The organism is Aquibium sp. A9E412 (assembly GCF_030398335.1).
Lineage (GTDB): Bacteria > Pseudomonadota > Alphaproteobacteria > Rhizobiales > Rhizobiaceae > A9E412.
This window is the reverse complement of the sequence record NZ_JAOAOP010000092.1, coordinates 1-10,843: the sequence shown is the minus strand read 5'-3', so window position 1 is coordinate 10,843 and position 10,843 is coordinate 1. Positions and strand designations below refer to the sequence as shown.

9 protein-coding genes and 1 tRNA gene are annotated in these 10,843 nt (G+C 70.6%); 2 read left to right on the top strand and 8 right to left on the bottom strand.

Annotated elements, in window-relative coordinates:
• Positions 1-560: 560 nt before the first annotated feature.
• The 7 genes from N1F89_RS19335 to N1F89_RS19305 all read right to left on the bottom strand — a co-directional run bounded on the left by N1F89_RS19335 (position 561) and on the right by N1F89_RS19305 (position 7,665).
• Positions 561-637 (bottom strand) — tRNA-Arg (locus N1F89_RS19335).
• A 154-nt stretch (positions 638-791) separates the two neighbouring features.
• Complete coding sequence (locus N1F89_RS19330; RefSeq protein WP_290086075.1) at positions 792-2,294, bottom strand: HAMP domain-containing sensor histidine kinase; 1,503 nt, start codon at positions 2,292-2,294, stop codon at positions 792-794.
• Positions 2,295-2,344: 50 nt separating this feature from the next.
• The gene (locus N1F89_RS19325; RefSeq protein ID WP_290086074.1) at positions 2,345-3,772 is read right to left on the bottom strand and encodes an FAD-dependent oxidoreductase; all 1,428 of its coding nucleotides are present in this window, start codon (positions 3,770-3,772) and stop codon (positions 2,345-2,347) included.
• A gap of 29 nt (positions 3,773-3,801) precedes the next feature.
• Positions 3,802-4,578, bottom strand: a complete 777-nt coding sequence (locus tag N1F89_RS19320; protein ID WP_290086072.1) for a TVP38/TMEM64 family protein — start codon at positions 4,576-4,578, stop codon at positions 3,802-3,804.
• A 170-nt stretch (positions 4,579-4,748) separates the two neighbouring features.
• A complete protein-coding gene (locus N1F89_RS19315) occupies positions 4,749-5,135 on the bottom strand; it encodes a DoxX family protein (RefSeq protein ID WP_290086071.1) in 387 nt (128 codons plus the stop codon).
• An 85-nt stretch (positions 5,136-5,220) separates the two neighbouring features.
• A complete protein-coding gene (fumC, locus tag N1F89_RS19310; RefSeq protein WP_290086070.1) occupies positions 5,221-6,612 on the bottom strand; it encodes a class II fumarate hydratase in 1,392 nt (463 codons plus the stop codon).
• A 78-nt stretch (positions 6,613-6,690) separates the two neighbouring features.
• On the bottom strand, positions 6,691-7,665 hold the full coding sequence (locus N1F89_RS19305) for an AraC family transcriptional regulator (RefSeq protein ID WP_290086069.1): 975 nt from the start codon (positions 7,663-7,665) through the stop codon (positions 6,691-6,693).
• Positions 7,666-7,865: 200 nt separating this feature from the next.
• Here N1F89_RS19305 and N1F89_RS19300 point away from each other — a divergent pair, with 200 nt between their 5' ends.
• Positions 7,866-8,318: a cupin domain-containing protein gene (locus tag N1F89_RS19300; protein WP_290086068.1), complete on the top strand. Its 453-nt coding sequence runs from the start codon at positions 7,866-7,868 to the stop codon at positions 8,316-8,318.
• Positions 8,319-8,571: 253 nt separating this feature from the next.
• Positions 8,572-10,062 (top strand): NAD(P)/FAD-dependent oxidoreductase, encoded by a 1,491-nt coding sequence (locus N1F89_RS19295; protein WP_290086067.1) that lies wholly within the window; start codon positions 8,572-8,574, stop codon positions 10,060-10,062.
• A gap of 200 nt (positions 10,063-10,262) precedes the next feature.
• Here N1F89_RS19295 and N1F89_RS19290 read toward each other — a convergent pair.
• A partial coding sequence (locus N1F89_RS19290) for a TCP-1/cpn60 chaperonin family protein (RefSeq protein ID WP_290086066.1) occupies positions 10,263-10,843 on the bottom strand: 581 nt, incomplete at its 5' end.

Here is a 10,843-nt window from a genome sequence, read left to right as displayed (position 1 = left end):
TCCGATCCGACCCTCGCCGCCGGGAGCGGGCTGACACTCTCTCCCGGCGGTCCTGTCTTCGCCTGTTCGGCAAGGAAAGTCATAAGACAAGCCTTCAGAGAAATTGTTTCGGCTGGTGAAGTCGATGTTTAAAGACGGATGGGACATGCGCCTTGCTCAGGCCAAACAAGCCACAAAACAGCTAAAGGCCAACGTCACCGCAGTTGAAAAACAGATTGAGGTCTTGCTCGACCGTATCGTCGAATCGAACACTGCGTCGGTGATAGCAGCCTACGAAAAACGCATCACAAAACTTGAATGGGAAAGGACGCTGGCAGAGGAAAAGCTGGTCACAAACGGCAAACCACGCATGACCTGGGAGGAGTTGTTCGAACACGCGCTCCAATTTCTCTCAAACCCTTGGAATATATGGAAAAATACTGACTTAACCAATAAAAAAACCGTCCTCAGACTGGCATTTTTGGAGCCATTGGCCTACAGCCGGAACGAAGGACTTCGAACACCTGATTTAGCCTTTCTATTCAAGGCTTTAGGTGAGATTTGTAGTGGAAAATGTGAAATGGCGCGCCCGGGAAGATTCGAACTCCCGACCCCCAGATTCGTAGTCTGGTGCTCTATCCAGCTGAGCTACGGGCGCAGCCTGCCGTTGGCGGCAGGGGGCGACGGGCTAGGCTCCGTTCGCCGACCGCGGCCTACCTAGCGATTGACGCGGGCAAAAGCAAGCCGGCTGGCGGCGTTTTTCTGTCTTGCGGCGCGGCCTGGCCGTGCGCGGCGGCGCCGGCCGGCCGGGCTCAGCCGTGCCGGCGCAGCTGGCCGCGCGCGTCGGTCAGGCTGACCGGGCGGTCGGGGATGGTGAGGGCGAAGACGGTGTGGCCGCCGGTGCTTTCCACCAGCTCGATGGCGCCGCCATGCGCGCGCACCAGCTCCTGGGCGATCGCCAGGCCGAGCCCGGTGCCGCCGCTCCTGGCCGAGCCGCGGAAGGCGGCGAACAGGTTCTCGCGCGCCTGCCTGGGCAGGCCCGGCCCGGTGTCGGCGACGAGGATGCGCACCACCGTTCCGGTGCGCTCGGCCGACACGGTGAGGCGGTGCACCAGCGCGCCGTCCGCCTCGGCGTCGCCCGACATCGCCTGCACGGCGTTGCGGCACAGGTTGGACAGCGCCCGGAAGAGCTGCTCGGAATCGGCGTCGACCTCGAGCTCGGCGTCGACGGCGTTGACGAACTCGATGCCGCTGTCGGGCGCGATGCCGAGCAGCCCGTGCACGTCGTCGACCAGCGGCCGCAGCCGCAGCAGCCGGCGCGCCGGCGGCGCCTCCTGGGTGCGGCCGTAGGCCAGCACGCCCTCCGAATAGGCGAGCGCCCGGTCGAGCGTGCGCAAGAGCTTCGGCGCGACGCGCTGCACCGTCGGGTCCTTGATGGCGCGCAGCCGGTCCGACATGAGCTGCGCCGAGGCCAGGATGTTGCGCATGTCGTGGTTGATCTTGGAGACCGCAAGGCCGAGATCGGCCAGGTGGCGGCGCTCGCCGAGCGTCTGGTAGAGCTTCGACTGCATGGCCGCCAGCTCGCGCTCGGCCACGCCGATCTCGTCGCTGCGCGCCTCCGGCACGACGATGCGACCGGGCTCGTCCGGCGCCTTGGCGAAGGCCAGCATCGAGCGCGTCATGGCGCGGATCGGCCGGATCATGATGCGGTTGATGGCGTAGAAGACCAGCGTCGCGGTGAACAGCGAGATGATCAGCGACAGGAAGGCGATGTTGCGCGCGTAGGTCAGCATCGCCTGGCGCAGCCCGTCGTCGGCGATGATCAGCTCGAACGCCTTGTCGCTCTCGCCGGCCAGGCCGTAGACGCGCAGCATGCGCTGGCCGCCGAAGGCGAGCGTGTCGAGCGCGGCCGTCATCGCCGACAGCGGGTCGACGGCGTTGAGGTCGATGTGGCGGTCGACCTCGGGCGGCATGTCGGAGACGAGCAGCAGGCGCGACACGCCGGCGTCGCGCACCGCGATCGCCTGGGCGCCGATCGCCATCAGGACGTCGTTCTGCGCCTCGCGGCTGAAGGCGTCGGCGTCGGCCTCCAGCAGCACCAGCGACACCGCGGCCGCCGTGCCGAGCCGCTGCTCCAGCCACTGCAGGCGGAAATTGGCCACCGAGGGCAGGAAGATCAGCACCTCGGCGATCAGCACGAACAGGACGGTGAGCACGAGCAGCTTGGTCGACAGCCCGCGCGCCAGCGGGACGGCGCGTTGCGCCCCGCCTTCGCCGTCCGTGCCGGCCGCCTCGTGCTTCCCGCTCTCGTCCATGCGGTGATCCTGTCCGCGCCGGCCCCCCGGCGCGCCCGTTCTCGTTCCTTTTAGCCGAAAAGCCGCAGGAAGCGCACCGCCGCGCGCACGACCGGCCGCCGGGGCGCGTCACTGAAATAGGAGATGGCGGCGCGTTTTCCAGCCTCGGCCATGGTCGGGTAGGGCGCCACGTAGCCGGCGACGTCGCGCACGGTCAGCTTCTGCGCCACCGCCAGCGCCCACATGTTGATCGCCTCGCCGGCCTGCGCGCCGACGATCGACACGCCGAGGATGCGGCCGCGCCGGTCGGTCACCATCTTCAGGAAGCCGTCGGTGCGCCGCTCGGCCTGCGCCCGGTCGTTCTCGGCGAACGGCCAGCGCAGCACGCGGATCGTGCCGTGCTTCCTTCTCGCCGCGGCCTCGTCGAGGCCGACATGGGCGAGCTCGGGATCGGTGTAGGTCGCCCACGGCACGATGGCGCGGTTCTCGCGCGCCGGCAGCCGGAACAAAAGCGCCCGCAGCACCAGCCCGGCATGGTAGTTGGCGACATGGGTGAACTGCAGCCCGCCGGCCACGTCGCCGATGGCGTAGACGCGGCGGTTGCCGGTGCGCAGCTTGGCGTCGACCCTCACGCCGCCGGCGTCGTGCGCGATGCCGGCCTTGCCGAGGTCGAGCGCGGCGATGTTGGGCGTGCGCCCGGCCGCCACCAGCAGATGCGTGCCGTCGATCGTCGCCGCGCCGCCGGCGCCCTCGACATGCAGCCGCACGCCGCTGCGGCCGCGCTTTTCCACGCGCCTGACGGCGGTCTGCTCGTGGATGGCGATGCCCTCGGCGCGCAGTCGGTCGAGCACGTGTGCGGCAAGCTCGGGGTCGTCGCGGCCGAGCGCGCGGGCGGCCTCCACCACGGTCACCGCGGCGCCCAGCCGGCGATGCGCCTGGGCGAGTTCCAGGCCGATCGGCCCGCCGCCGATGACGACGAGATGGCCGGGCCGGCGCTGCTGCTCGAACACCGTCTCGTTGGTCAGGAAGGGGACGTCGGACAGCCCCTCGATCGGCGGCACCATCGGCGAGGAGCCGGTGGCCAGCACGAAGCGGCGGGCGCGCACCTCGATGTCGCCCACTTCGACCGTGCGCCGGTCGGCGAAGCGCGCCTCGCCCTCGATCACCCGCACGCCGAGCGCGGTGAAGCGCTCGACCGAATCGTTCGGCGCGATGGCGGCGATCACCGCGTGCACGTGGCGCATCACCTTGCGGAAGTCGACCTGCGGCTCGGCCGCGGAAACGCCGAAGGCGCCGCTGTCGGCGATGGCGCTGGCGTGGCGGGCGGCGGCCAGCATCGCCTTCGACGGCACGCAGCCGTAGTTCAGGCAGTCGCCGCCCATGCGGCCGCGCTCGATGAGCACCACCGAAACGCCGAAGGCGGCGGCCGCGGCCGCCACCGAGAGGCCGCCGGAGCCGGCGCCGATGACGCAGATGTCGGGCTTGAGAAGGGTCGTCATGAATGCGTCTCTGCCACGAAAGCGCGGCTTCAGGAACCGGGCCGGCGGCCGGCGCGCAGCCGGCGCAGCACGGTGGCCAGCAGCGCCACGGCGGCGAGCGCGGCGAAGGCGAGGGTGATCTGCGGCGTCACCAGGTCGGCGAGCTGCACCCGCGTGCCCGATTCGGCGGCGGCCTCCAGCACGCTGCCGAGCCCGTGGCCGAGATAGGCGTAGGCGAAGGTGCCGGGCAGGATGCCGAGAAAGGTCGCCGCCACGTAGGTGCGCAGCGGCACCGCGCAGAAGGCCGGCGCGATGTTGACCACGAAGAAGGGGAAGACGGGCGCCAGCCGCAGCACCAGCAGGTAGGAGAAGGCGTCGCGCTCGAAGCCTTCGGCGAGCTGCGCGGCGCGGCCGCCGACACCCTTCTTCAGGACGTCGCCGACGGCCGAGCGGCAGGCGAGGAACAGCGCGGTGGCGCCGGCCGTCGCCGCCACCGCGACGATCAGCCCGCCGGCGAGCCAGCCGAACAGGAAGCCGGCGAAGACGGTGAGCACCGAGGCGGCCGGGAAGGAGAAGGCGACGGCGAGCGTGTAAAGGACGGCGAAGCCGAGCGGCGCGGCGACCGGATGCGCGGCGACGAAGGCTGACAGCCAGTCGCGGCTTTCGGCCAGGAAGTCGAGCGACAGGTAGCGCTGCCAGCCCATCAGGTAGCCGAAGGCGAGGCCGGCCAGAATCACCGCCACCGGCACGAAGCGCCAGTAGGCGGCGCGGCCGCGGGCCTTGTCCTCCTGTCGCGCGATGTTGTCGGTCGCCATGCGTTGCGTCATCGGTCCTTTCCGGCGTCGCCCGCGCCGCGTTCGGCGGGGCCTGCCGTTGGAATGGCGATTTGCGGCGCGACTTGCAATGCGCTCGCGCGCCGTCTCACCGGCTTTTGACCCGTCCCGGCCGGCCCGTCACCCTTTCGTGAGACCCCTTGCGGGCCTGGCCGGCAGGCGCCTCAGCCGGCCGGCCGGCGGTCGAGGGCGATGCGGCCGGGTCCCGCGGCGGCGAGCACCAGCAGGCCGCCGCCGATGGCGATGTCCTTGAACAGGATCTGCATCTCGACGACGTTGCCGGGGTCCCAGTGGCCGATGAAGCCGGCGGCGATGGAAAACAGGCCGAGCAGCGTGGCCGCGGCCGCGGTGCGGTAGCCGACGAGCACGAACAGGCCGGCGACGAGTTCGAACAGCGACACCGCCCAGGCCGTGAAGGCCGGCCAGGGCAGGCCGACGCCCTGCATGTAGGCGGCCGTTCCGGCCGGGTCGGCCAGCTTGGAGAAGCCGGCCAGGATGAAGATGACCGCCAGCAGGAAGCGGCCGATCAGGATGACGACGCCGTTCGACATGGTTCTCCCCCTTTGCCGCGCGCGGCGGCGCCAGCATAGACGATCGCCGCGCCGGCGCCCATGCCCCGCCGGCGCGCGCGGCCGGTCAGCCGGGCCGCGTCATCGCCTCCGGCCGCACCAGCCGGTCGTAGGTCGCGCCGTCGACCAGGCCGCTCGCCAGCGCCTCCTCGCGCAGCGTGGTGCCGTTCCTGTGCGCCGCCTTGGCGATGGCCGCGGCGTTGTCGTAGCCGATCTCCGGCGCCAGCGCGGTGACCAGCATCAGCGAGCGCTGCATCAGCTCGCCGATGCGCCCCTCGTCGGCCTCCAGCCCGGCGACGCAGTTGTCGGCGAAGGAGCGCATCGCGTCGCCGAGGATGCGCACCGACTGCAGCACCGCGTTGGCGATCACCGGCTTGAACACGTTGAGCTCGAAATGGCCCTGGCTGGCGGCCATCGCCACCGTCGTCTGGTTGCCGATCACCTGGGTCGCCACCATGGTCAGCGCCTCGGCCTGGGTCGGGTTCACCTTGCCGGGCATGATCGAGGAGCCGGGCTCGTTTTCCGGCAGGCGCAGCTCGCCGAGGCCCGAGCGCGGGCCGGAGCCGAGGAAGCGGATGTCGTTGGCGATCTTGAACAGGTCGGCCGCCAGCGCCGCCAGCGCGCCGTGGAAATGCGCCAGCGCGCCGTGGCTCGCCAGCGCTTCGAACTTGTTGCCGGCGGTGCGGAAGGGCAGCCCGGTGAGCTCCGCCACCGCCGCGGCGAAGGCGGTGTCGAAGCCGGCCGGCGCGTTGAGCCCGGTGCCGACCGCCGTGCCGCCCTGGGCGAGCGCGAAGACGTCGTCGAGCGCCTGCTCGATGCGCCGGCGGCCGAGCGTCAGCGCCGCCACATAGCCGGAGAACTCCTGGCCGAGCGTCAGCGGCGTGGCGTCCTGGGTGTGCGTGCGGCCGATCTTGACGATCGCGGCGAAGGCCTGCGCCTTGTCGTCGAGCGCCGCCGTCAGCCGGTCGAGACCCGGCATCAGCACGCGCGCGCTCTCGCGCGCGGTGGCGATGTGCATGGCGGTGGGGAAGGTGTCGTTCGACGACTGGCTGCGGTTGACGTGGTCGTTGGGATGCACCGGCGTCTTGCTGCCCATCGTGCCGCCGAGCCGGGCGATGGCGCGGTTGGCGATCACCTCGTTGGCGTTCATGTTCGACTGGGTGCCCGAGCCGGTCTGCCACACGACGAGCGGGAAATGCGCGTCGAGTTGGCCTGCCGCGACCTCGGCGGCGGCCGCGGCGATCGCCTCGCCGATCTCCGGCTCGAGCCGGCCGAGCGCCATGTTGGCCCGGGCGGCGGCCTGCTTGACGAGGCCGAGCGCGTGCACCAGCGGCGCCGGCATGCGCTCCTCGCCGATGCGGAAATTGCCCAGCGAGCGCTGCGTCTGGGCGCCCCAGTAGCGGTCGGCGGCAACCTCGATGGGGCCGAAGGTGTCGGTCTCGGTACGGGTCTCGGTCATGGCGGGCAACCTCCTTTCGCTGCCCGCCATATGGCACCGCCGCACGGCCGGGTCCAACCGCGGGCCGCGCCGGCCGCCTCAGTGGGGGCTGCGCCGGGCGGTCTCGCGCGGCAGCTCGCCGAAGGTGCGGCGGTACTCGGCCGAGAAGCGGCCGAGATGGCCGAAGCCCCAGCGGCCGGCCGCCTCGGTCACCGACAGATCCGGCCCCTTTTCCAGCAGCTCGTACTGCACGCGGCGCAGCCGCTCGCGCCGCAGCGCCTGCATCGGCGAGATGCCGAAGGTGACCTTGTAGGCGAGCTGCAGCGCGCGCGGACCGACGCCGGCCGCCTTAGCGATGTCGCCGATCGTCAGCGGCCGGTCGGCGTGGGCGCGGATATAGGCCTCGGCGCGCTTGACGTGGCGCGGCGCCGGCACCTCGCGGCGCGGCAGGAACAGCGACACGTTGCTCGGCTGGGCGCGCACGAAGCTCTCCATCAGCCGCTGCTCGTTGAAGGCCTCCCACAGCCCGCGGCCGGTGTCCCTGTCGCGCGCGTCGGCGGCGCAGAACAGCGCGTTGAGAAGCTGCCGCCAGGCGCGCATCTCCGGCCGGCGCATGTCGATGCGCGGGTCGAAGACCAGCGGGCCGGGCAGGTCGCGCTCGATCAGCCGCTCGACGAAATGCAGGAACGGCGCCTTGCGGATCTGCACCAGCACCTGCTCGCAGCCGCGCCACCAGTGCATCACCGAGGTGCGGTCGGCATTGAGGATCGAGGCGGTGTCGCCGTCGGTGATGAACTCGGCCGTGCCGTTGCGGATCGTCGCCGCGCCGGCGATCGGGATCTGGATGAGATAGAAGGTATCGAGCGCGCCGGGATCGATGCGCACGTCCGCACCGTAGCTGATGTAGTTGAGCGAGATCATCTCGCCCATGCGGTGGTGGTGGGCGGCGCGGAAGGCGGTCGCGCTGCCGACGATCTCGAGCCGGTGGCTGCAGAACTTCTGCGCCACGCGCTCGCGCGCGCAGTCGAGATCGTCGGACTGGAACAGAACGTGGTTGGCGAGCGGGGCAGTCACCGTCGCTTCCTCCTCCCTTGTCGTTTTTTCCGCCAGCCTAGCACCCGCGGCCCGGTCGCCGAAATGCGGCTTGCGTCGAATCCGCGCGCAGCCATGTTTTTTTCGTTTTTCGGACAGTCGTTGCGCGATCCGGCTGGCGCGCGCGCGGCGATCCGGGCCAGCATCGCCCGAGTGCCACAGCCAATCAGGGAGGAGACGCGATGGCTGACGATCTTGCCAAGGGCATCACGCGCGAGGGTGAGGGCTTCGAGAAGAAGAGCTGGAACATCCTCGGCCAGGTCTATTTTCCCAAGGCGACCTGCGAATCCACCTTCGCCTTCGAGACCAACAGCGAGCCCGGCCAGTTCGTGCCCGTTCACGTCCATCCCACGCAGGACGAGTTCATTCTCGTGCAGGAAGGCGCGCTCGACCTCAAGCTCGACGGCGAATGGGTGCGCGCGGAGGCCGGCGACCTGGTGCGCATGCCGCGCGGCATCCCGCACGGCTACTTCAACAAGTCCGACAAGCCCGCCCGCGCCCTGTTCTGGGTCTCGCCGGCGCGCAAGCTCGAGGCGCTGTTCACCAAGCTCGACCGCATGGAGGACCCCGACGAGGTGGTGAAGGTCTCCGCCGAGCACGAGGTCGACTTCCTGCCGCCGGAGGCGAACGACTAGACCGGGACGCCGCAGCGCGCGCGGATGCCGGGCCGGGCGAGCCCGCCCGGCCGCACCACGCACAGATCGCGCGGCGGGGGGCGCGGACGGGCGGCCGGAGCCGGCCGTCGGCCTTCGCGAACACGACGACCAGCGACAAGCGACAAGCGATTCCGCTTCGTCCGGCGCGGCCCGACGGCCGGTCGCGCGGCGCCCGGCGCCGCGCCGGCGCAGCCGTGCCCGACACAGCGGCAGGAACCAGGGGCAGCGAGCCATGAACCCGACACGAAAGAAGGTCTGCGTCATCGGCGCGGGCATCAGCGGCCTGGCGGCGGGCCGGGCCTTCAAGCAGCAGGGCCACGACGTCGTCATCCTCGAGCGCAGCGACGAGCTGGGCGGCGTGTGGGCGCCGTCGCGCTCCTATCCCGACGTGCAGACGCAAAGCCCGAAGGAGCTCTACCGCTACACCGACCGGGCGATGCCCGACGACTATCCCGAGTGGCCCAAGGGGCCGCAGGTGCACGCCTATCTGGCCGACTACGCCGACGGCCACGGGCTGACGCGGCTGGTGCGCTTCGGCACCGCCGTCACCGGCATGGCGCGCCGCGCCGACGGCAGGCCGGGATGGACGCTCGACCTGCAGACGCCGGAGGGCGAGACGCGCGAGGACTTCGACTTCGTCGCCGTGTGCACCGGCCAGTTCAGCGAGAAGAACGTGATCGCGCATCCCGGCCAGGAGGCCTTCGTGGCGGCCGGCGGCCGGGTGATGCACTCGTCCGACTACACCGATCCGGCGATGGTCAGGGGCCGCAAGGTGGTGGTGCTCGGCTTTTCCAAGTCGGCCACGGACATCGCCGTCAGCGCCGTCCACGCCGGCGCGTCCGCCGTCACCATCGTCTACCGCGAATCGGTGTGGCGCATTCCCTACTTCATCGGCGGGCTGATCAACTTCAAGCGCATCCTCTACATCCGCATGCAGGAGCGCATGTTCCCCGGCTGGGGCATCGGCCGCATGGCGCGCCTCAACCACGCGCTGGCCCGGCCCTTCGTGTGGGCCAACTGGCGCGCGCTGGAAAGCCTGCTCAGCCTGCAGCTCAAGCTCGGCAAGACCGGCCTGCGGCCGAAGGAGCCGATCGAGGGCGGCATCAACTGCTCGGTGCCGATCGCCACGCCCGGCTTCTTCGACATGGTGGCCGATGGCCGCATCAAGGCGATCCAGGGCACCTTCGACCACTACGAGGACGATGCGGTGGTGCTGACCGGCGGCGAGCGCGTCGCGGCCGACACGGCGATCCTGGCGATCGGCTGGAAGCTCGGCGTGCCGTTCCTGCCCGAGGCGTACCGCGACAAGCTGGTCGAGCCCGACGGCCAGTACCGGCTCTACCGGCTGATCGCCAATCCCGACATTCCCGACCTCGGCTTCGTCGGCTTCAACTCGTCGTTCTGCACGGTGCTGTGCGCCGATCTCGCCGCGCAGTGGCTGGTGCGCTACGCCGACGGCAAGCTCGCCCGCCAGCCGAGCGCGCAGGAGATGCGCGACAACATGGACATGATGCTGCGCTGGCGGCGCGAGGAGCGCCGCGCGGCCGGCGTCTATGGCGGGCTGTGCGTGGCACCGTACCACTTCAAGCATTTCGACGAGCTGCTCGCCGACATCGGCACGGCCAAGCGCCGGCGCAACCCGATCGCGGAGAACCTGACGCCGCCCGACGCCGAGGCCTACGCCCGCTATCTGAAGACGGCGCCGGCCTACGTGCTGCAGTAGAGCGTCTGGCGGCGAACCGGTTTCCACTTCGCCTGGAAACGCTGTGGAACGGAACCGGCGGCCCGGCGCAGAAAAGGAAAAGGGCGGCGCGAGAAACGCCGCCCTTTCCCGTTCGGGGCCGAAGCCCCGCGAACGCAGGTCGTTGAACCCGCGCATCGCTCCTTGCGGGAACCGGTGACGGTTCCCGCAAGGCCGACGCGCTAGAAGTCCATGCCGCCCATGCCGCCCATGCCGCCGCCCGGCATCGCCGGCGCGGCCTGCTCCTTCTTGGGCAACTCGGCGACCATCGCCTCGGTGGTGACCAGCAGGCCGGCGACCGACGCGGCGTCCTCCAGCGCGGTGCGCACCACCTTCACCGGATCGACGATGCCCATGGCGATCATGTCGCCATACTCGCCGGTCTGGGCGTTGTAGCCGTAGGTCGTGCCCTTGTTCTCGAGGATCTTGCCGGCCACGATCGACGCCTCGGCGCCGGCATTGGCCGCGATCTGGCGAGCCGGGGCCTGCACGGCGCGGCGCACGATGTTGACGCCGGCCGCCTGGTCGGCGTTGACGCCCTCGGCCTTGATCGCCGCCGAAGCGCGCAGCAGCGACACGCCGCCGCCGGCCACGATGCCTTCCTCGACCGCCGCGCGGGTGGCGTTGAGGGCGTCGTCGACGCGATCCTTCTTCTCCTTCACCTCGACCTCGGTGGCGCCGCCGACGCGGATCACCGCGACGCCGCCGGCCAGCTTGGCCAGCCGCTCCTGCAGCTTCTCGCGGTCGTAGTCGGAGGTCGTCT

Coding starts and splice junctions, on each gene's coding strand:
- N1F89_RS19295 (WP_290086067.1), top strand. CDS start 8,572: ATGAACCCGACACGAAAGAAGGTCTGCGTCATCGGCGCGGGCATCAGC.
- N1F89_RS19325 (WP_290086074.1), bottom strand. CDS start 3,772: ATGACGACCCTTCTCAAGCCCGACATCTGCGTCATCGGCGCCGGCTCC.
- fumC (WP_290086070.1), bottom strand. CDS start 6,612: ATGACCGAGACCCGTACCGAGACCGACACCTTCGGCCCCATCGAGGTT.
- N1F89_RS19320 (WP_290086072.1), bottom strand. CDS start 4,578: ATGACGCAACGCATGGCGACCGACAACATCGCGCGACAGGAGGACAAG.
- N1F89_RS19330 (WP_290086075.1), bottom strand. CDS start 2,294: ATGGACGAGAGCGGGAAGCACGAGGCGGCCGGCACGGACGGCGAAGGC.
- N1F89_RS19300 (WP_290086068.1), top strand. CDS start 7,866: ATGGCTGACGATCTTGCCAAGGGCATCACGCGCGAGGGTGAGGGCTTC.
- N1F89_RS19315 (WP_290086071.1), bottom strand. CDS start 5,135: ATGTCGAACGGCGTCGTCATCCTGATCGGCCGCTTCCTGCTGGCGGTC.